Below are 19942 nucleotides of genomic sequence, written 5' to 3'. Positions count from 1 at the left end.
CTCCGGGTCGCAAGGCGAACGCCGCCGGAACTGCGATTCACAGTACGATATGCGCATACCGAACGCAAATCCGGTATTGAAATACACGGATCCGCGGATATCACTCACCGAGAACCCGCGCCCGAACCGACTACCGATAGATCCGGCCCGCTGAACGGCCGCGATCCGAACTGCCCCGAGGACCCCTCCCCCCATGAAGCTCCGCGTCACGATCCCCCGTCATGTCGACGGCGCGCACCGCAGAACCCACGACGTCAGCCTGACCGTCGCGGTCACGGCGACGGTCGGCGAAGTCGCACGCGGCCTCGTCCGCGCCGGCGTCGGCGATCCGCGGCTCCTGCCGTTCGCCGAGCACCGGCAGGCCCCGCTCACGCTGCGCGTCGGCTATCCCGACGGATCCGCCCTGATCCTCGACGCGGGCCAGACGGTCGCCGAGTCGGGTCTGCTCTCGGGAAGCCTCGTCGAGCCGGTGTTCGAGGCGGCACCGGGTCCAGGCCCGCGCGCCAGGCGTCCGATCGCGAAGCTGACGGTGCTCGACGGAGCACAGAAGGGCGTCTCGTTCCTCGCTGTGCAGGGCGAGAACCTCATCGGCCGCGAGCGCGGCAGCCGCGTGGAGCTGCACGACCGGAGCGTCTCGCGCCAGCATGCGATCCTCCGGAGCACCGGGTCCGGGGTCGAGATCGCCGACCTGGGCTCGGCGAACGGCATCATCCTGATCGCCGAGGACGGCAAGCGGCGGGAGCTCCGCTCGGCTGCCAGCCCCCTACCGATGGCCTCCACCATCGAGGTCGGAACGGTGCCCATCCAGGTCGAGCTCGGGCCGCCGTCAGAACCCGACCCCGTCAGATCGAGCACGGTTCCGCACCCGCAGTCCCCCCGAGTCGATCCGGTGTTCGCGCCCGAACCGCTGGATCTCCCGGCGCCGCCCGACCGCGGCGAACCGGCCCGGTTCCCGCTCATCGCGTTGGTCGCGCCGCTGATCATGGGGACGGTGCTGTACCTGACGACCAAATCAATGATGAGCCTCATCTTCGTCGCGCTCTCCCCGCTCATCATGCTCGGCACCTGGCTCGATAGCCGTCTCTCGAAGCGTAAGAGCACCAAGCAGGCTCAGCGCGAGTTCGAGCAGGGCATCAAACAGGCCCGCGAAGAGCTCGTCGAGAACGCAGAGGCTGAGCGCCTCGCCCGCGCGGAGGAGACTCCGCCTCCCGAGAACCTGCTGGAGCTGCCCGCCAGCCGGTCCGCCGAGCTCTGGACCCGCCGTGCGGAGCACCGGGCCTTCCTCGAGCTGCGACTGGGAACCGCCACGCAGCCCAGCCGCAAGCGGATCGTCCTGCCCCCGCGGGGAAAGATCAGCGCGAAGGACTGGGCGTCCCTCAGCGAGCTGGCGGGCGAGTTCCGGACGCTGCCCGAGGTGCCGGTGCTCGAGCGGCTCGACCGATCCGGCTCGCTCGGTATCGCCGGGCCGAAGCCGGGGTCGGGCGACGTCGCCCGAGGGCTCCTGGTCCAGCTCCTGGCCCTGCACTCGCCGGCGGACCTGGTGCTCACCGCGTTCGCCGACGCGGAACAGGCCGAAGCCGAGTGGGCCTGGCTGAAGTGGGTGCCGCACATCGATTCCGCGTTCAGCCCGGTCCCGGCCCCGCACCTCGCCGCGGACGACCGGGGATCGAACCGTCTGCTGACCGCGCTCGAGGGCCTGATCGGGCTGCGCTCCGCGGGGACGACCGGCCGTGGCGTTCGGTCCCGCTCCGAAGGCAGCGCCTCGGACGCGCAGGAGCGCCTGCGCCCCGCCGAGGCGAATGCCGCGGTCCCCGCGGTGGTCGTGCTCGTACTCTCCGACGCCCTGGTCGACCGGACCAGGCTCGTCGGCCTGGCCGAGGACGGCGCCGATGTCGGCGTGCACCTCATCTGGGTGGCCGACGAGATGCGCGGGATCCCCGCAGCCTGCCGCACCGTCGTCGAGGTCGCCGATGGCGAGCCGAAGGTGCACTTCGTCCGGCAGGGAGAAGTGGTGCGTCTCACCGAGCCCGACGCGATCCGGGTCCCGTTCGCGGAGACCTTCGCACGCGCGCTCTCGCCCATCGTCGACACCGGAGCCAGGATGCTCGACGAGAGCGACCTCCCCCGGAGCGTCTCGCTCGGCCAGATCGCCGAAGGCGAGATCCTCGCCTCGGGCCACGCGATTCTGCAGCGCTGGCTCAGGAACGACAGCATCGCCGCGCGCTGGACCCCGGGCACCGAACGCGAGCCCGGACCGCTCACCGCGATCGTCGGCCAGGGTAGCGACGGCCCCGTCGAGATCGATCTCCGCACGCACGGACCGCACGCTCTGGTCGGCGGCACGACCGGGTCGGGCAAGTCGGAGTTCCTGCAGACCTGGATCCTGTCCCTCGCCGCGAACTACTCGCCGGATCGCCTCACGTTCCTCCTCGTCGACTACAAGGGCGGCGCCGCGTTCGCCGACTGCGTCGCACTCCCGCACACCGTCGGCCTCGTCACGGACCTCACCCCGCACCTCGTGCGGCGCGCACTCGCCTCGCTCCGCGCCGAGCTCAGATATCGCGAGGAGCTGCTGAACGAGAAGGGCGCGAAGGATCTGATCGCGCTCGAGCGCCGGGGCGACCCCGAGGCGCCGCCGACGCTCGTGATCGTCATCGACGAGTTCGCCGCTCTCGTAAGCGAGATCCCCGAGTTCGTCGACGGCGTCATCGACGTGGCGCAGCGCGGCCGTTCCCTCGGCCTCCACCTCGTCATGGCGACGCAACGCCCGGCCGGCGTGATCAAGGACAATCTGCGCGCCAACACCAACCTCCGCATCGGACTGCGCATGGCCGACCCCGCGGACAGCAGCGACGTGCTCGGCGTTCCCGACGCCGCCGACTTCGCCGCAGAGATCCCCGGCCGCGCGGCCGTCAAGATCGGTGCCGCGCGCCTGCGCCACTTCCAGACCGGCTACCTGGGCGGCCGCGCCGACTCCGACCGCCAGGAGGTCGTCGAGGTACGCGACCTCGGCTTCGCGGAACGCGCACCGTGGGCGCTCGCGCCCGAGATCCGCTCCGAACCCGGACGGCGGGGCAGGGGTCCGCGCGACATCGAGGTGCTCGCGGGCAATATCCGCACGGCGGCGAAGATCGCGGAGGTCCGTCAGCCGCGGAAACCCTGGGTCGACCAGCTCCCGACCGCGCTGCCCCTCGAGCGGGTTCTCGCGCACTCGCGCCCCTCGGCACGGAGCAGCACCGCCCTCCCCCTCGGACTCGCCGACGAGCCGGAAGCCCAGCGGCAGTCGAGCTACGCCTGCGATTTCGGAGGCGCCGGAAACCTCGTGGTCTACGGCGGTCCGGGCTCCGGGAAGAGCACCTCCTTGCTCACCATCGGGGTCTCCGCCGTCCTGCAGAACCGAGCGACCCGGATCTACGGGATCGACGCGGCCGGTGGCCGCCTCGGAGCGCTTGGCTCACTGCCCAACGTCGGCGACATCGTCTCGTCGGACGACCGGGACCGCGTGCAGCGGCTCCTGGGCCTGCTGCGCGCCGAGATCACCGAACGGCTCGAGACCCGGCAGGACTCGCCCCCGACGTTCCTCCTCCTCGACGGATTCGCAGCGTTCCGCGACGCCTACGAGCACCAGACGGGCAGCTCGGCACCCTTCGCAGACCTGATCGAGATCGCCCGAGCGGGACGCACCGTCGGGATCCACCTGGCTCTCACTTCGGAGCGGGCGATGGCGCTCCCGGCCGCGCTCGCCGCCAGCGTGACCGAACGGCTCGCGCTCCGCCTTCCGTCGGAGGCGGACGCGCAGCTCCTCGGAGTACCGACGGGCGTGCTCGACGAGGCGGATCCCGGCCGTGCGCTGCGCATCGGCGATGCGCGCGAGATCCAGTTCGGCGTGCCCGGCGGGGACGCCGACCCCGCCGAGATCGACGCCTCGATCGCCGCGCTCGCGTCGGATCAGGTCGCGCACGTGGCTGAACGGCCCGTCGGCGTGCCAGAGATCCCGACCCGGCTCGCGCGGGCGGAACTGCCCAGCGCGGACGAAGGAGCTCCCGCGTTCGCCATCGACACCGTCGGCATGGAGCCCGTGGCTGCACCGGCCGACGGCCTGATGCTCGTCACGGGTCCCGCGGGATCCGGCCGCACCACGGCGGTGCGCTCCCTGCTCGACGCGCTGGCCGAGCGGGCCGCGGGTTCCGGACGCGAGCTCGACGCCGTACTGATCGCGCCGCGCCGCTCGTCGCTCGGGTCGCTCCCGTTCTGGAGCGAGGTCGCCGATACCCCGGAGCTCCGCGAGCGCCAGATCGAACGGCTCACCCGCTCGCTGGGCGGATCGACGAGCAAGCCCGCCGGGCTGCCGCTGCTGCCGTTGATCGGCTCGGACGCGCCGATGCACGAGGAGCGCACGATGCCGGTGGCCGAGGCCGCGCCGTTCCCCGCGCCGGAACGCATCGGCGTCGTCGTGATCGAGGACATCGGCGGATTCGACGGCACGGGCGATGAATCCGCGCTCGCGTCCCTGCTGAAGCTGCTGCGGCGCAGCGAGCTCGCAGTGATCGTCGAGGGTGAGAACGCGACGATCGGCACCGTCTGGGAGCTCGCGAGCCCCCTGCGCGGCGCACGTTGGGCACTCGCGCTGCAGCCGGACGCGAACGACGTCCCGAGCCTCTTCACGGTGTCCTTCGCACACGCCAAGCGCACGGACTTCCCGCCGGGCCGCGGATTCCTCATCCGCTCCGGAGCGCAGACCGGGGTGCACGTCGGCACGCCCACGGGCGATGTCCCCGCGACGCACTAGGCTCGCAGGCATGTTCGACGACCGTTACGACCGCGACGTCCTCGCCGATATGAAGCCCCGGCGCGGCCCCGTGCAGCGCACCCCGGTGACGCTCGCGCGCGGGCTCGTGGTCGAGCACACCGAGTCCGAGTGGTGCGGCGCCGTGGTGGGCCTGCGCGAGGGCCTCGTGCAGCTCGAGGATTTCCGCGGCAAGGTCCGGTCCTTCCCGCTGAACGACGCCTTCCTCATCGACGGCAAGCCGGTCACCCTCGTGCTGCCGCAGAAGCAGGCGGCGCGGCGGCGCACCGCGTCGGGCTCGTTCGCGGTCGCCCAGGAACGGGCGAAGGTGGCCATGCCGAGCCGGATCTTCGTGGAGGGCAAGCACGACGCCGAACTCGTCGAGCAGGTCTGGGGCGACGACCTGCGGGTCGAGGGCGTCGTCGTCGAGCTGCTGCAGGGCGCCGACAATCTGGACGACGTGCTGCGGGACTTCGGGCCGGGCCCCGAACGGCGCGCGGGCGTGCTGCTCGACCACCTCGTCGCGGGAAGCAAGGAATCGCGCATCGCGCAGGCGATCGAGCGCGGCCCGCACGGTTCGCACGTGCTGATCGTCGGTCACCCGTTCGTCGACATCTGGGCCGCGGTGAAGGCCGAACGCGTCGGCCTCTCGGCCTGGCCCGAGATCCCCCGCAGCATCGAGTGGAAGACCGGCATCTGCCGTGCGCTCGGCTGGCCGGGCGACGAACCGGCGGACATCGCCGAGGCCTGGTCGCGGATCCGCGGGCGCGTGCGCAGTTTCCGCGACCTCGATCCCGCGCTCGTCGGCCGGGTCGAGCAGCTCATCGACTTCGTGACGATCGGGCACGACGCGCACTGAGCGCACGACGCGCGCCCGCACTGGGAACGCGCTGCGAGCACCCCGAACGGCGGGTCCGCCCGCCGCATCGGCGGACCGCTCCGGGCGTACCATTGGGGCATGGGCGTTCGAACCGAGCGCGTGAAGTGCACAGAGTCGGAGGGACCGCGATGACCGGACCCGTGTTCCTGGTGATGCCGCAGTGGCAGGGGTCGCCGTCGTCGCGCGCGATGCAGCTGATCGACGGGGCCGCCGCGATCAAGGAGGACCTGCCCGAGTCGGCCAGGCGCGAGGTCCCGGTGCCGCTCGAGGCCGGCGACGCGCTCGGCACTCCGGCCGCCCGCCTGAGCAGCCTGCTCCGCGCTCGCGCCTCGGCGCTCGAGATCCTGCGCGAGCTCGAGGGGCCCGCGATCACGCTCGGCGGCGACTGCGCCTCGACCCTCCCCGGACTCGAGCGCGTCGTGGAGCGGCACGGCGCCGAGCGCGTCGCCGTGCTCTGGTTCGACGCACACCCCGACCTGCAGCACCCGAGCACCTCGCCGTCGGGCGCCGTCTCGGGGATGGCGCTGCGGCACGCGCTCGGCGACGGCATCGACGACCTCGCGTTCCCGGATCCCGTCGGGGCGACCCACGTGACGCTGGTGGGTTCGCGCGCGATCGACGACGAGGAGGACCTCGAGCTGGAGCGGCGCGAGCTGCACCGCATCGGCCATATCTTCGACGCGACGGTCGACGTCGAGCCCGATCCCGCACCCCTCGCGGCCGCCGTGCGCGACCGGCTCGAGGATCTCGTGCGCGACCACGGGGTCTCGCACGTCTACGTCCACGTCGACCTCGACGTGCTCGACCCCTCGGAGTTCGCCGCGGTGCACGCCCCGGTCCCCTTCGGCCTCAGCGTCGCTCAGCTCACCGCGGCGATCCGCGCCGCGACCGAGACCGTCCCGCTCGCGGGCGCTGCGGTGTGCGAGTTCGCACCGGCCGACCGGGCCGCGGCGGACGAGGATCTCCCGACCGTGCTGCGCGTGCTCGCGGCGCTGACGGCGCGCAGCCGGAACGACGGCGCGTGATCCGCCGTCCGCTCCCCCTGGCACGCTTCGGATACGCCTACGCCACCGCCGTCGGCTTCGCGTGGGGCGCGCTCTGGAGCACGGGGCGGATCGAACGCGTCGACGGCCTCTGGGTGTTCCGCGGCATGCCGAAGTGGACCTTCGGTCGCGGCGGGAGCTGCGTCGGCGGCTGCTACCTGACCGACCGCAACGACGGCCCGCGGGTGCTGAAACACGAGCGCGTGCACCAGGAGCAGTGGCGCCGGTACGGGCTCGCCATGCCGTTCCTCTACCTCCTCGCCGGACGCGATCCGCTGCGCAACCGGTTCGAGATCGAGGCCGGCCTCGAAGACGGCGGCTACCGCTAGTTTCAGCACCCCGGCTGCCGCCCGGCGATTCCCCCTAGACTCCTGCGCATGCGAACGTTGCAGGAGCCCCCGATCGACGACGAGTTCCGCTTCCTCGCGGGCGACGCTGCGCGGGTGTCCCGCACCGCACCGCTGCCCGAGGTGCGGCGGGTCGATGCGCCGGTATCGCAGGGCCGCCGCATCAGCGGGCTGTGGTTCGAGCCGGACCGCGCGCCCGAGCCGGTGCTGCTGCACGGCGCCGGCCTGAACGCGCACGGCTTCGATCCGACGCTGCTGGCGCTCGGTCGGCCGGCGCTGGCACTCGACCTGCCGGGGCACGGCCGGAGCGACTGGCGGGAGGACGCCGACTACCGCCCCGACCTGCTGGCGCCCGACGTCGCCCTCGCGCTCGACGCGCTCGCCCCCGGATCGACGGCGCTCGTCGGCCACTCCCTCGGCGGTCTCACGGCGATCCTGACCGCCTCCGCTCGGGCCGACCGCACCCGTGCGCTCGTCCTCGTCGACATCACCCCCGGGGTGGTCCCGGCGCGAGACGCCGGATCGGTGGCCGAGTTCATCACGGGGCAGCGCAGCTACGCCGACCACGAGGAGATCATCGATCGCGCGATCGCGTTCGGCATCGGGTCGAGCCGGGAGTCGCTCGCCCGCGGGATCGCGCTGAACACGCGCCGCCGGCCCGACGGCCGCTGGGAGTGGACGCACCACCTGGCGCACCTCGACGGCCTCCCCGCGGGCGGCCCGGATCCCGCGGACGCGGCCGCCGGCGCAGCCGTCGGTACCGAGTCACCGCTCGCCCCGCTGTGGCGGCCGCTGGAGGCGCTGCACAATGCGGGGCTCCCGGTCGCGCTGATCCGCGCGGACGCCGGGATGGTCGATGCGCGGCTGGCGGACGAGTGGCGGGATCGTCTGCCGGGTTCTCCAGTGCGCACGATCGCGGGCCCGCACAACCTGCACGAGGCCGCACCGCGGGAGCTCGCGTCAGTGCTCGGGGAGCTCATCGGCTCGGTCTGAACCGGCGCGCGGCGCGCCGCTGCCGCCCGTTCCGGTTCGCGGCGCGGAACCGAACCAAAATCGTATCTTACAACTGATCACAAGAGGTTAACAACCCGGCCTCGAAGGCGTGGGTCGCGCCCGCCGGAGCGTAGCCTCTCCTATCGACGTCCGTGCACCGCCGCGCGCACGCTCACAGCAGTGAGACACCGACCCGCGGCCGCCGTCCCGGCCCCGCACGACCCTGGGAGACCCCGTGACCGTTCCCGTGATCGACGCACCGGCACCCGCGTATCGCAAGCGCAAGCGCTCCAAGATGCCGTTCGTCATCGGCGGCATCGTGCTGGTCGTCGCGATCGTCGCGACCGCGATCGCCCTCTCGGTGTCGAGCACCGCCTCCGCTGCGAAGGAGGAGATCTCGATCGGCCTGGTGAACGAGCCGCAGAACCTCGATATCCGCAGCACCGCGGGCGTCGCCCTCGACCAGATCCTCATCGACAACGTCTACCAGGGCCTCGTCGGCCTGAAGCCCGGCACCGTCGACCAGATCGTCCCCGTGCTCGCCGAGCGGATGCCCGAGGTGTCGTCCGACGGCCGGACCTACGATTTCGCACTGCGCGACGGGGTCGCGTTCCACGACGGCGCGAAGCTGGCCGCGCAGGACGTCGTCGCCTCGCTCACCGCCGCGCTGACCCCCGAGGTCGTCGGAGGCGCCGCGACCGTGACGGCGCCCGACGCGCGCTCCGTCCGCGTGGTGCTCGCGGAACCGAACAGTCAGCTGCTGTGGCTGCTCGCGAACCGCCCCGGCCTGATCCTCGAGGCGAAGGCCAAGAACCGGCTCAGCAACTCCGCGAACGGCACCGGCCCCTTCCGCTTCGAGCAGTGGAAACAGGGCGACAGCCTCACCCTCGTGCGCAACGACGACTACTGGGGCGATGCCGCGAACCTCAAGACGGTCGTGTTCCGCTTCATCCCCGACGGCCGGGCCGCCGTGAGCGCGCTCAAGGAGGGCGACCTCGACGTGCACGCCGCGCTGCTGCCCTCGCTGCGCTCCGAGTTCGACGGCAACCGCGACTTCCGCCTCGAGCGCGCCGACGGCACCGACGTCTTCACGCTCGCGTTCAACTCGGCGAAGCCGCCGCTGAACGACCTGCGCGTGCGCGAGGCGCTGAGCCGCGCCATCGATACGAAGGCCCTCATCGAGACGCAGCACGGCGACGGCAAGCAGATCGGCGGACCGATCACCCGGCTCGAGCCCGGCTATCAGGACCTCAGCGCGGTCAACGCCTACGACCCCGCGGCCGCGCGGAAGCTGCTCGCCGAGGCCGGGCAGCAGAACCTCAGTCTGACGCTCACCGCGCCGAACTTCTACGACCAGTCCACGATCGACCTCATCTCGACCCAGCTCGCCGACGTCGGCGTGAGCGTGAAGGTCAAGCGGGTCGAGTTCGCGACCTGGCTCGAGCAGGTGTACACGAACCACGACTACCAGCTCAGCTACGTCGACCACGCGGAGGCGCGCGACTTCGGCAACTACGCGAACCCCGGGTACTACTTCGGCTACGACAGCGCGAAGGTGCAGCAGCTCTACGCAGAGTCGCTGCGCGCGACGGATCCCACGACCGCGAACGAGCTGCTCTCCGCCGCCGAGAAGCAGGTCGCCGCCGACGCTCCCGCGAAGTGGCTGTACAACTACACCCCGACCAACGTGATCAGCACGAAGGTCACCGGATTTCCCCGCGCGAACACCAACTCGCGCCTGAACCTCGAAGGTGTCAGTATTCACGGGTGACCCGTTTCGTCCTGACGCGCCTCGGGCTGCTCGTCATCGCGTGGATCGCGGCGAGCCTGCTCGTCTTCGCGACGCTCCGGCTGCTGCCCGGCGACGTCGCGCAGGTGATCGGCGGCGTCCAGGCCTCCCCCGCCCGGCTCGCCGAACTCCGCGAGCAGCTCGGGCTGGATCGTCCCGTCGCGGTCCAGTATCTCGACTGGATCGGCGGCTTCTTCACCGGCGACCTCGGCACGTCCGCGCTGACCGGCACCCCCGTCGCGGCGGAGCTCGCGCAGAAGGCGCAGGTGACGATCCCGCTCACCCTGATGTCTCTGCTCGTGCTGCTGGCCGTCGCGGTGCCGACCGGCGTCTTCGCGGCGTACCGCAGCGGCCGGGCCTCCAGCCGGGCGATCTCGGCGGGCGCGCTGCTCACCGCGGCGGTGCCGACGGTCGCCGTCGGCCTGCTCGCGATCCTCGTCGGTGCCGGCTGGCTCGGCTGGCTCCCAGCGCAGGGATTCCCCCGCGACGGCTGGCAGGATCCGCTCCGCGCGCTGCGCGCCCTCGTGCTGCCCGCGCTCACCATCGGGCTCGTCGAGGGCGCCGTGCTGTTCCGCTTCGTGCGGAGCGCCACCCTGACCGCCCTCGACGCCGATCACGTGCGCACCGCCCGCGCGCAGGGGCTGACCCGCCCGCGCGCGCTGCTCGAGCACGGCCTTCCCGGGGTCGGTCTCTCGATCGTCTCGGTGCTCGGCCTGCAGATCGCGGCACTGATCGTCGGCGCCGTCGTGGTCGAGCAGCTGTTCTCGCTGCCCGGGCTGGGCCGCATGCTCGTCGGCGACGTCGGGAACCGCGACCTGCCGAAGGTGCAGAGCACCCTGCTCGTGCTCACGGGGGTCATCCTGCTGATCGGCGCGCTCGTCGACGTGATCCACCGAGCGATCGATCCCCGACTCCGGAGCGCCGCATCGTGAGCGCGCGGATCCCGAGCCGACTCGCGCCGGGCGGCATCGCCGCCGCGGCGATCCTCGTCGCGCTCGTGCTCGTCGCCCTGCTGAGCCTCGCGTGGCTGCCCGCGGATCCGAACGCGGCGAGCGCGCAACGGCTGTGGCTCGATCCCTCGCCCGCGCACCCGCTCGGCACCGACGGCAGCGGCCGCGACGTCGCGGCCCGACTCATGGCGGGGACGCGCGTGACGCTGGCCGTACTGCTCGGCACCGGGGCCCTCGCCGCGGTCATCGGGCTCGCCCTCGCGCTGATCGGCGGGCTCGGTCCGCGCCGCCTGCGCGAGACGGTCGCGGTCGCGATCGATGTGCTGGTGGCGTTCCCCACCGTGCTGCTCGCCATGATGCTCGCGGCGGTGTTCGGCAGCGGGATCCCCATCGTGATCGCGGCGCTGGGCGTCGCGTTCGGCGTCGGAATCGGTCGGGTGCTGCGCGCCGAGCTCCGGCAGGTCGCCGAGCTCGACTACATCCTCGCGGCGCGGGCGGTCGGCCTCCCGCGGGCGACGATCCTGCGCCGGCACCTGCTGCCCGGTGTCCGCCCGGTGCTCCTCGTGCAGCTCTCCCTCGCCATAGGTCTGTCGGTGCTCGCCGAGGCGAGCCTCAGCTACCTGGGGTTCGGGGCTCCGCCCGAGGTGCCCTCCTGGGGGCTCATGCTCGCGGAGGCGCAACGGGTGATCCAGGTGCACCCCCTCGCGGCGCTGTGGCCGGGACTCGCGATCACGCTGGTCGCTCTCGCCTGCTATCTGCTGGGCGACGCCCTGCGCGACGCCCTCGACCCGGGGGTCGGGCGCCGCGTGACGGGCGCCCGCCCCGTCCACGGATCGGAGGTCCGCCCGTGACCGCTCTGCCGCTCGTCGTCTCGGATCTGCGCGTCGCGATCCGCGGGACGGAACTGCTGCGCGGCGTCTCGTTCGCGCTCGCTCCCGGCGACCGGCTCGGTCTGATCGGCGGCTCTGGATCGGGCAAGACGTTGACCGCCCTCGCGATCGCGGGGCTCCTCCCCGACGACGCCGAGACGAGCGGATCGATCCGACTCGGCGAACGGGAGCTCATCGGTGCGTCGGATCGGGACCTGTCGGAGATCCGCGGCGACCTGATCGGGATGGTGTTCCAGGAGCCGAGGACCGCGCTCAACCCGGTCCGGCGCCTCGGACGGCAGATGACCGAGGCCCTCGCGCAGCACTACGACCTGGATCGTTCAGAGCGGCGCGACGCCGCGCTGCGGCTCGCCCGTCGCGTGGGGCTCGACGATCCCGAGCGCATCGTGCGCGCCTACCCGCACGAGGTGTCGGGCGGTCAGCGGCAGCGCGCCGCCATCGCCGCGGCGCTGTCGGCCGGCCCCGGGCTGCTGCTCGCGGACGAGCCGACCACGGCGCTCGATGTCACGGTGCAGCGCGGGATCCTGGAGCTGTTCCGGGCCGTGACCGCCGACGACGCCTGCTCGCTCGTCTTCATCACGCACGATCTCGCGGTGCTCGCCTCCGTCGCCGACCGGGTCGTCGTGCTCGACGACGGGCTCGTGGTCGAGCACGGTCCCGTGGGCCGGATCCTCACGGCGCCCGAGCACCGGGTCACCCGCGCGCTCATCGAGGCGCTTCCCGAGGGGAGCCGCGCATGACCGCCGCGCTCATCGAGGCCGAGGGCCTCGTCACCCGCTTCCGCACCCCGCCCCGACGGCTGTTCGAGCGCGCGGGCAGCGTCGCGGCGATCGACGGGATCGAGCTGCGCATCGAGGCCGGCGAGAGCGTCGCGATCGTGGGCGAGTCCGGCTCGGGGAAGTCGACGCTGCTGCGCGCGCTCCTCGGCCTCGGGCACCTCGACGCGGGCACGGTGCGGTTCGACGGGCGCCCCGTCGTGGCGGACCCGCGCGACCGGATGCTCTGGCTGCGTCGCCGCACCGGCCTCGTCTTCCAGGACCCCTACGCCTCGTTCAATCCGAGGCGCACGATCAGGCAGACCGTCGCCGAGCCGCTCGAGGCGATCGGCGAGACCGCCGACGCCGAGGCCCGCGTCGACGCGATCCTCGACCGGCTCGGACTGCCCGCGGACGCGGCGCAGCGCCTCCCGCGTGAATTCTCGGGCGGCCAACGCCAGCGCATCGCAATCGCACGGGCGCTGGTGCACGGCCCCGAGCTGCTCGTCGGGGACGAGCCGGTGAGCGCGCTCGACGTACTGGTGCGCCGCCGGATCCTCGAGCTGCTCGCCGAGCTGCGACGGGACCTCGGGCTCACGATGCTCACGGTCACGCACGATCTCGCGATCGTGCCGACCATCGCCGAGCGGGTCGTCGTGATGCGCCGCGGCCGGATCGTGGAATCGGGGCCGGTCGCGCGGATCCTCGAGGATCCGCGCGAGCCGTACACCCGCGAGCTCGTCGCGTCGCGTCCCACGCTGCCTCCGGGCACGTGGATCGGACGCTGACGAGCCTGCCGCAGCGGCGATGCGCAGGACGGGCCGAAAGGTCGGTGCTGCCGGGTCGCGCCCCCCTAGGCGTGCTGGTCGAGCTCGCGCAGCCCGCGCAGCACGGCGTCGCGCAGGCTCGGCGGCGCTTCCTCTTCGCAAGCCCGCTTCACCGCGATCGTGAGGTGCTCGAAGACCTGCTGCTCGTCGCGGCAGTCCGGGCAGTTCGCCAGGTGCTCGCGGATCGGGCCGCAGGCGCCCTCGCTCAGTTCGCCGCGCAGCAGCTCCTCGAGGTTGTCGCGCGCGGTCTGGCAATCGCATCCGCTCATCGTCGTTCACCTCCCGCCGTCTGATCGGGGGCCTCGGCCCCGCCGATCCCCTGTTCGCGCGCGTAGCTGCCCAGCGACTGGCGCAGCCGCGCACGGCCCCGGTGCAGCCGGCTCATGACCGTGCCGATCGGGGTCTCCATGATGTCCGCGATCTCCTGGTACGCGAATCCCTCGACGTCGGCGAGGTACACGACCATCCGGAAGTCCTCGGGAAGCGCGTTCAGCGCCTCGGTCACCACCGTCGAGGGCGTGCGATCGATCGCCTCCGCCTCGGCCGAGCGCGAGGAGGCCGCGGTGGTCGACTCGGCGCCGCCCATCTGCCAGTCCTCGAGATCCTCGACCGCGCCCATCAGCGGCTGGCGCTGACGCTTGCGGTAGGTGTTGATGTAGCTGTTGGTCATGATCCGGTACAGCCACGCCTTGAGGTTCGTGCCCTCGGTGAACGTGTGGAACGCCTGGAAGGCCTTCAGGAAGGTCTCCTGGACCAGGTCCTGGGCGTCCGCCGGATTGCGGGTCATCTTCATCGCCGCGCCGTACAGCTGGTCGAGGTACGGGAGTGCGTCTCGCGTGAAGCGCTGCTCCAGCTCGTTCGCGGTCGTCTCGGTGGGGGTCACAGTCTCCGATCCTACGCGGGCGCGCTGGTCGCGGGCTGCGCGGGCCGCGCGCCGAACCGCGGCGCGACCGGTCCCGACCGCGGATCCGAAGCGCGGCAAGCGGAGCGTCGGCGCCTCGTGCACTGCGATCGAGCTCACTGCGGCCTTCCTCTCGAACGGGTTCCGCGGACGCCCTCGACACCGCCGCCTCGGCGGCGCCGGAAGGCGATCCCACCGGATCGCGGGGTTGCGCCGGTAGAGTGAGTAACCGATGTTCATCGCAAAACATTCCCGAGGCAATGACGACCCGACCGGCATCGGCGAGGTCGACGACGACGCTGCCGTGGCGTGGGAGGCTCCGGTGCCCGATGGGGCGCTCGACGCCACCGTGCCGCTGCCCGGCTCCAAGTCGCTCACCGGCCGAGAACTGATCCTCTCGGCGCTCGCCGACGGACCGGGCGTGCTGCGCGCCCCGCTCCGCTCGCGCGACGCCGAGCTCATGACCGAGGCGCTCCGTTCGCTCGGCACCGGCATCACGGCCGAGCCGCGCGGCGACGGTCGCGACGACGACCTGCGGATCGTCCCCGCGACCGAGCTGTCCGGCTCCACCACGATCGACTGCGGGCTCGCCGGCACCGTGATGCGTTTCGTCCCGCCCGTCGCCGCGCTCGCGCTCGGACCCACCGCCTTCGACGGCGACCCCTACGCCCGCAAGCGCCCCATGCGCCCCGTGCTCGACGCGCTGCGCGCGCTCGGCGCCGACATCGCCGACGACGGCCGCGGTGCGCTGCCCTTCACCGTGCACGGCACCGGATCGCTGCGCGGCGGCCGGGTCGAGCTCGACGCCTCGCTGTCGAGCCAGTTCGTCTCGGGCCTGCTGCTCTCGGCGGCCCGCTTCGACGAGGGCGTGCACGTGGTGCACACCGGCGACCGCCTGCCGAGCGTGCCGCACATCGAGATGACCCTCGACGTGCTCCGGGCGCGCGGCGTCGAGGCGGACTCCCCCGCACCCGGCGAGTGGCGGGTCGCCCCCGGGCCCATCGCCGCGCGAGAGGTCGAGATCGAGCCCGACCTCTCGAACGCCGCTCCGTTCCTCGCGGCGGCGCTCGCGGTCGGCGGCCGCGTGACCGTGCCCGGCTGGCCCGCATCGACCACGCAGGTCGGCGACCAGCTGCGCGAGCTGCTGCCCGCGTTCGGCGGCGAGGTCTCGCTCGACGGCGACCGGCTCACCGTCTCGGGCGATGGCGTCCTGCGCGGCGTCGAACTGCACGTTCCCGAGGCCGGGGAACTCGCCCCGACCCTCGTCGGCCTCGCGGCGCTCGCGGCGCTGCCCCGACCCGACGGTACCCCCGGCGAATCCAGCACCATCACCGGCATCGGCCACATCCGGCACCACGAGACCGACCGTATCGCGGCGCTCGTCGCCGAGATCCGCGGACTCGGCGGCGACGCCGACGAGCTCGAGGACGGCATCGTCGTGCGCCCGGCCGCGCTGCACGCGGGCCTCTGGCACGCCTACGCCGACCACCGCATGGCCACCACCGGCGCCCTGATCGGGCTCCTCGTGCCCGGCGTCCAGGTCGACGACATCGGATCCACGTCGAAGACCCTGCCGCAGTTCACACGCCTCTGGGACCGCATGCTCGGCAGCGGAACCTCGGACGAGAAGCTCGACGGCTCCGACGTCGCCGGCAACGGTCTGACCGCGGCTGCCGACATCCTCTCCGGCCTGCTCGGCGGCTTCGGGCGCGCATGAGCTGGCTGATCCCCGACGACGAGGACGACGACGTCCCCTACGGCGAATACGCCGACCACGCGGTCCGGCAACGCCCGAATCCCAAGGCGAACCGGCCGCGCACCAAGCGGCGCCCCGAGCACTCCGACGCGGTGATCGGCATGGTGACGGGCGTGGATCGCGGCCGCTACGCGGCGCTCATCGCCGCGGGCGCCGACCCCGAGGATCCCGACGAGCGCGAGATCACCGCAGCCCGCGCCCGCGAGCTGCGCAACACACCGATCGTGATCGGCGACCGGGCGCAGCTCGTCGGCGACACGAGCGGGGCCGAGGGATCCCTCGCCCGCATCGTGGGCATCGAGGATCGCCGCACCCTGCTGCGCCGCAGCGCCGACGACAGCGACCGCGTCGAGCGCGTCATGGTCGCCAACGCGGACCAGATGCTGATCGTCGTCGCGGCCGCGAACCCCGAACCCCGCGTCCGTCTCGTCGACCGCTACCTGGTCGCCGCCTACGACGCGGGCATCTCGCCCCTCATCTGCATCACGAAGACCGACCTCGCGGACCCCGAGCCGTTCCTCGCGAACTTCGCCGCGCTCGAGGTTCCGGTGTTCCGGTCGCAGCCGGGCGACTGGGAGGACGACTCCCCCGGCGGCGTGCTGGCCCGCATCCGCGCGGCGCTCGCCGGCAAGACCACCGTGTTCGTCGGCCACTCGGGCGTCGGCAAGTCGACCCTCATCAACGCGCTCGTGCCCGAGGCCGAGCGCGCGACCGGGCACGTAAACGCCGTGACCGGGCGCGGCCGCCACACCTCGTCGTCCTCGGTCGCGCTGCGCGCCCGCACGCCGGGCTCCGCGAGCGGTGATTCCGGCTGGGTCATCGATACGCCGGGCGTGCGCTCCTTCGGTCTCGGACACGTCACGAGCGAGGGGATCCTGCGCGGATTCACCGACCTCGCGCCGCTGCTCGACGAGTGCCCGCGCGGCTGCACCCACCTCGACGATGCGCCGGACTGCGAGCTCGACGCCGCGATCGCCGACGGCCGGCTCGACGCCACGGGCGCCGGCCGCGTCGAGTCGCTGCGACGCCTGCTTCACTAGGCTGGAGGGCATGACCGAACGCGTGATCCTCGAACCCGGAATGCCCGCCCCCAGCTTCACCCTGCCCGATCAGGACGGGGTCGAGCGCTCGCTCGCCGACTACCGCGGCCAGAAGGTCGTGCTGTTCTTCTACCCCGAGGCGATGACCCCGGCCTGCACCAAGGAGGCCTGCGAGTTCCAGGAGTCGTCGGCGCCCCTCGAGGCCGCCGGCTACCGCGTGCTCGGCGTCTCCCGCGATGCCGTGGAGCGCCTGCGCCGCTTCGCCGACCGCGACTCCCTGGAGTACCCGCTGCTCAGCGACCCCGACACCGCCGTGCACCGCGCCTACGGGGCGTTCGGCACGAAGAACAGCTACGGCCGGATCATCGAGGGCGTCATCCGGTCCACCTTCGTGATCGACGCCGAGGGCAAGATCGAGCACGCGCTCTACAACATCAAGGCGACCGGCCACGTGGCGCGCGTCACCAAGCTCCTCGGGGTCTAGCGACCGCCGTGCCGTGTGCGCGGGGCGGGTGATGCGCCCGCCCCGCGCACACGCTTCGGATCAGTCCTCTTCGCCCTCGAGCGTCGGACGGTCCGCCGGGCGCGCCAGCATCGCGGCGACGAAGCCGACCACGCCGACCGCGACGATGGCGAACCCGAACTGCCAGGCGAGGAGCTGCAGCTGCAGGATCCCCGTGCCCGCTGCGAACAGCAGCACGTGGATCGTGAGCGCGGAGCCGCGCGCCCAGCTCGGACGCCCGCGCAGGGCGCCGACGAGGGTCACGACCACCCAGATCCAGGAGATCGCGGCGGCGAGGACGAGGCTGAGGTTCTGCCCGAGCGTGCCCGCGGAGTTCATGGCTCCGAGGATCGAGAAGAACACCACCACGATCCCGAAGAACGCCTCGATGAGGAGCAGGCCGGTCAGCACCGCCCATCCGCCTCGAGAGCGCGGGTGAACGGCAGGTGAGCTGGGCATCACGGGATCCCTTCGAAAAGTTTGCCAGCAGACTATTGATTTGCGTCTGCGTCCATGAAACTATATATTCCGTCGAGTTTCGCGCACACCGACGTGAGCATTCTCAAGCCACGTATTCAGGACACGCGCGAGAGCAACACCACCCGAACCCATGGGTGTTTCGCGTGTGCGCAGCACCAAGGAGGACACCCATGGATTGGCGCGAACAGGCGGCCTGCCTCACCGTAGACCCCGAGCTCTTCTTCCCGGTCGGCAACACCGGCCCGGCCGTCGACCAGATCGAGCGAGCCAAGGCCGTGTGCGCCCGCTGCACCGTCACCGAGATGTGCCTCCAGTACGCGATGGACACCAGCCAGGACTCCGGCGTCTGGGGTGGCCTCAGCGAGGACGAGCGCCGCGCTCTGAAGCGCCGCGCCGCTCGCGCGCGCCGCGCCTCCTAAAGACTTTTCCACGAACGGCCCCGGGGTACTCCCCCGGGGCCGTTCGCGTGTCTGCGGGGGTGTGCGGGCGCCTGCGGGGTGCTGCAACGCGCGAGGGCGCCCATCCTGACCGGATGGGCGCCCTCGCGCGTTCGGGTGAGTCCCCGGGTCAGTCGGTGCCGGCGTCGAACGCGGCCGACAGGCCGAGCTCGTCGGCGTCCTCGTCGATGCCGGTGACGGCGTCGGCGATCTGCTCGGCGCCGCCGGCCTCGAGCTGGCCCACGACGTCGGCGGTGGTGACGCCGACCAGGCCCATCGCCGCGTACTGCTCGAGCCGCTGACGCGAGTCGGCGATGTCGAGGTTGCGCATGGTCAGCTGACCGATGCGGTCCTCGGGGCCGAAGGCCGCGCCCACGGTGCGCTCCATGGAGAGCTTCTCGGGGTGGTAGCTGAGGTTCGGGCCGGTGGTGTTCAGGATCGTGTAGTCGTCGCCGCGACGCAGGCGCAGAGTGACCTCGCCGGTGATCGCGGATCCGACCCAGCGCTGCAGCGATTCGCTGAGCATGAGCGCCTGCGGGTCGAACCAGCGGCCCTCGTACATGAGGCGGCCGAGCTTGCGGCCCTCGTTGTGGTAGCTCGCGACCGTGTCCTCGTTGTGGATCGCGTTGACGAGCCGTTCGTAGGTGATGTGCAGCAGCGCCATGCCCGGCGCCTCGTAGATGCCGCGCGACTTCGCCTCGATGATGCGGTTCTCGATCTGGTCGGAGACGCCGAGGCCGTGACGGCCGCCGATCTCGTTCGCCGCGTAGACGAGCGCCACCGGGTCGTCGAACTCGACGCCGTTGATGGCGACGGGACGGCCGGCTTCGAAGCGCACCGAGACCTCTTCGGTGGCGACCTCGACATCGTCGCGCCACGCGGCGACGCCCATGATCGGCTCGACGATGTCGAGGCCGGTGTCGAGGAACTCGAGGCGCTTGGCCTCGTGGGTCGCGCCCCAGATGTTCGCGTCGGTCGAGTAGGCCTTCTCGGCGGAGTCGCGGTAGGGGTAGCCGTGGGCGACGAGCCATTCGCTCATCTCCTGGCGACCGCCGAGCTCTTCGACGAACTGCTTGTCGAGCCAGGGCTTGTAGATGCGCAGTGCCGGGTTGGCCATGAGGCCGTAGCGGTAGAAGCGCTCGATGTCGTTGCCCTTGTAGGTGGAGCCGTCGCCCCAAATGTCGACGCCGTCCTCCTTCATGGCGCGCACGAGCAGCGTGCCGGTGACGGCGCGGCCGAGCGGCGTGGTGTTGAAGTAGGTCTTGCCGCCCGAGCGGACGTTGAACGCGCCGGTGGCGAGGGCGATGAAGCCCTGCTCGACGAGGGGGCGCTTCGCGTCGACGAAGCGGGCGATCTCCGCGCCGTACTCCTTCGCACGGCCGGCGACGCCGTCGATGTCGGGCTCGTCGTACTGGCCGATGTCGGCGGTGTAGGTGCAGGGCACTGCGCCCTTGTCTCGCATCCATGCGACCGCGCACGAAGTATCGAGACCGCCGGAGAAGGCGATGCCGACGCGCTCGCCCACGGGAAGAGAAGACAGGACCTTAGACATGCTTCCCATACTAG

18 protein-coding genes are annotated in these 19942 nt (G+C 72.1%); 14 read left to right on the top strand and 4 right to left on the bottom strand.

Going from position 1 to position 19942, the window contains the following annotated elements; all coding sequences use genetic code 11:
- The first annotated feature begins 193 nt into the window (after positions 1-193).
- The 10 genes from ABD169_RS06675 to ABD169_RS06630 all read left to right on the top strand — a co-directional run bounded on the left by ABD169_RS06675 (position 194) and on the right by ABD169_RS06630 (position 13221).
- Positions 194-4789, top strand: a complete 4596-nt coding sequence (locus tag ABD169_RS06675) for a type VII secretion EssC family protein (RefSeq protein ID WP_344030815.1) — start codon at positions 194-196, stop codon at positions 4787-4789.
- A gap of 10 nt (positions 4790-4799) precedes the next feature.
- Positions 4800-5645, top strand: coding sequence for a DUF3097 domain-containing protein (locus ABD169_RS06670; protein WP_344030813.1), 846 nt, complete (start codon positions 4800-4802; stop codon positions 5643-5645).
- 149 nt (positions 5646-5794) lie between these two features.
- Positions 5795-6691, top strand: a complete 897-nt coding sequence (locus tag ABD169_RS06665; protein ID WP_344030811.1) for an arginase family protein — start codon at positions 5795-5797, stop codon at positions 6689-6691.
- Positions 6688-7038, top strand: coding sequence for a Fe-S oxidoreductase (locus tag ABD169_RS06660; RefSeq protein WP_231580839.1), 351 nt, complete (start codon positions 6688-6690; stop codon positions 7036-7038). Before ABD169_RS06665 ends, ABD169_RS06660 begins: the two co-directional genes overlap by 4 nt.
- A 48-nt stretch (positions 7039-7086) precedes the next feature.
- Positions 7087-8049 carry an alpha/beta fold hydrolase gene (locus ABD169_RS06655; protein ID WP_344030809.1) on the top strand — a complete coding sequence of 321 codons (963 nt, stop codon included), beginning with the start codon at positions 7087-7089 and terminating at the stop codon, positions 8047-8049.
- A gap of 235 nt (positions 8050-8284) precedes the next feature.
- Positions 8285-9820, top strand: a complete 1536-nt coding sequence (locus ABD169_RS06650) for an ABC transporter substrate-binding protein (protein WP_344030807.1) — start codon at positions 8285-8287, stop codon at positions 9818-9820.
- The gene (locus ABD169_RS06645) at positions 9817-10770 is read left to right on the top strand and encodes an ABC transporter permease (protein WP_344030805.1); all 954 of its coding nucleotides are present in this window, start codon (positions 9817-9819) and stop codon (positions 10768-10770) included. Before ABD169_RS06650 ends, ABD169_RS06645 begins: the two co-directional genes overlap by 4 nt.
- A complete protein-coding gene (locus tag ABD169_RS06640) occupies positions 10767-11639 on the top strand; it encodes an ABC transporter permease (RefSeq protein ID WP_344030803.1) in 873 nt (290 codons plus the stop codon). Before ABD169_RS06645 ends, ABD169_RS06640 begins: the two co-directional genes overlap by 4 nt.
- The gene (locus tag ABD169_RS06635) at positions 11636-12418 is read left to right on the top strand and encodes an ATP-binding cassette domain-containing protein (RefSeq protein ID WP_344030801.1); all 783 of its coding nucleotides are present in this window, start codon (positions 11636-11638) and stop codon (positions 12416-12418) included. The genes ABD169_RS06640 and ABD169_RS06635 overlap by 4 nt, the downstream gene beginning before the upstream one ends.
- Positions 12415-13221, top strand: a complete 807-nt coding sequence (locus ABD169_RS06630) for an ABC transporter ATP-binding protein (RefSeq protein WP_344030800.1) — start codon at positions 12415-12417, stop codon at positions 13219-13221. Before ABD169_RS06635 ends, ABD169_RS06630 begins: the two co-directional genes overlap by 4 nt.
- Before the next feature lie 65 nt (positions 13222-13286).
- Here ABD169_RS06630 and ABD169_RS06625 read toward each other — a convergent pair whose 3' ends face one another.
- Together ABD169_RS06625 and ABD169_RS06620 are read right to left on the bottom strand one after the other, a co-directional pair.
- Positions 13287-13529, bottom strand: coding sequence for a zf-HC2 domain-containing protein (locus tag ABD169_RS06625; RefSeq protein WP_046455260.1), 243 nt, complete (start codon positions 13527-13529; stop codon positions 13287-13289).
- Entirely contained in the window at positions 13526-14143 is a 618-nt protein-coding gene (locus ABD169_RS06620) for a sigma-70 family RNA polymerase sigma factor (RefSeq protein ID WP_344030797.1), read from the bottom strand. The genes ABD169_RS06625 and ABD169_RS06620 overlap by 4 nt, the downstream gene beginning before the upstream one ends.
- A 250-nt stretch (positions 14144-14393) precedes the next feature.
- Here ABD169_RS06620 and aroA point away from each other — a divergent pair, with 250 nt between their 5' ends.
- The 3 genes from aroA to bcp are packed head-to-tail and all read left to right on the top strand — an operon-like array spanning position 14394 to position 17441.
- Positions 14394-15878 (top strand): 3-phosphoshikimate 1-carboxyvinyltransferase, encoded by a 1485-nt coding sequence (gene aroA, locus ABD169_RS06615; RefSeq protein WP_344030796.1) that lies wholly within the window; start codon positions 14394-14396, stop codon positions 15876-15878.
- Positions 15875-16957, top strand: coding sequence for a ribosome small subunit-dependent GTPase A (gene rsgA / locus ABD169_RS06610; protein WP_344030795.1), 1083 nt, complete (start codon positions 15875-15877; stop codon positions 16955-16957). The genes aroA and rsgA overlap by 4 nt, the downstream gene beginning before the upstream one ends.
- A 10-nt stretch (positions 16958-16967) precedes the next feature.
- On the top strand, positions 16968-17441 hold the full coding sequence (bcp, locus tag ABD169_RS06605; RefSeq protein ID WP_046455257.1) for a thioredoxin-dependent thiol peroxidase: 474 nt from the start codon (positions 16968-16970) through the stop codon (positions 17439-17441).
- Positions 17442-17501: 60 nt separating this feature from the next.
- Here bcp and ABD169_RS06600 read toward each other — a convergent pair whose 3' ends face one another.
- The gene (locus ABD169_RS06600; RefSeq protein ID WP_344030793.1) at positions 17502-17918 is read right to left on the bottom strand and encodes a hypothetical protein; all 417 of its coding nucleotides are present in this window, start codon (positions 17916-17918) and stop codon (positions 17502-17504) included.
- 191 nt (positions 17919-18109) lie between these two features.
- On the opposite strand from ABD169_RS06600, the gene ABD169_RS06595 reads away from it, so the two are divergent.
- Entirely contained in the window at positions 18110-18358 is a 249-nt protein-coding gene (locus ABD169_RS06595) for a WhiB family transcriptional regulator (protein ID WP_046455255.1), read from the top strand.
- Between the two features lie 148 nt (positions 18359-18506).
- Here the strand turns inward: ABD169_RS06595 and argG are convergent, their stop codons facing one another.
- The gene (gene argG / locus ABD169_RS06590; protein ID WP_046455254.1) at positions 18507-19928 is read right to left on the bottom strand and encodes an argininosuccinate synthase; all 1422 of its coding nucleotides are present in this window, start codon (positions 19926-19928) and stop codon (positions 18507-18509) included.
- Positions 19929-19942: the final 14 nt, after the last annotated feature.

It is taken from the genome of Leucobacter iarius, from assembly GCF_039530105.1.
Lineage (GTDB): Bacteria > Actinomycetota > Actinomycetes > Actinomycetales > Microbacteriaceae > Leucobacter > Leucobacter iarius.
Note: the sequence above shows the minus strand (reverse complement) of the source record. Positions and strands in the feature narration are given on the sequence as shown.

Coding starts and splice junctions, on each gene's coding strand:
- ABD169_RS06675 (WP_344030815.1), top strand. CDS start 194: ATGAAGCTCCGCGTCACGATCCCCCGTCATGTCGACGGCGCGCACCGC.
- ABD169_RS06670 (WP_344030813.1), top strand. CDS start 4,800: ATGTTCGACGACCGTTACGACCGCGACGTCCTCGCCGATATGAAGCCC.
- ABD169_RS06665 (WP_344030811.1), top strand. CDS start 5,795: ATGACCGGACCCGTGTTCCTGGTGATGCCGCAGTGGCAGGGGTCGCCG.
- ABD169_RS06655 (WP_344030809.1), top strand. CDS start 7,087: ATGCGAACGTTGCAGGAGCCCCCGATCGACGACGAGTTCCGCTTCCTC.
- ABD169_RS06630 (WP_344030800.1), top strand. CDS start 12,415: ATGACCGCCGCGCTCATCGAGGCCGAGGGCCTCGTCACCCGCTTCCGC.
- ABD169_RS06625 (WP_046455260.1), bottom strand. CDS start 13,529: ATGAGCGGATGCGATTGCCAGACCGCGCGCGACAACCTCGAGGAGCTG.
- aroA (WP_344030796.1), top strand. CDS start 14,394: ATGTTCATCGCAAAACATTCCCGAGGCAATGACGACCCGACCGGCATC.
- rsgA (WP_344030795.1), top strand. CDS start 15,875: ATGAGCTGGCTGATCCCCGACGACGAGGACGACGACGTCCCCTACGGC.
- bcp (WP_046455257.1), top strand. CDS start 16,968: ATGACCGAACGCGTGATCCTCGAACCCGGAATGCCCGCCCCCAGCTTC.
- ABD169_RS06600 (WP_344030793.1), bottom strand. CDS start 17,918: ATGCCCAGCTCACCTGCCGTTCACCCGCGCTCTCGAGGCGGATGGGCG.
- ABD169_RS06595 (WP_046455255.1), top strand. CDS start 18,110: ATGGATTGGCGCGAACAGGCGGCCTGCCTCACCGTAGACCCCGAGCTC.
- argG (WP_046455254.1), bottom strand. CDS start 19,928: ATGTCTAAGGTCCTGTCTTCTCTTCCCGTGGGCGAGCGCGTCGGCATC.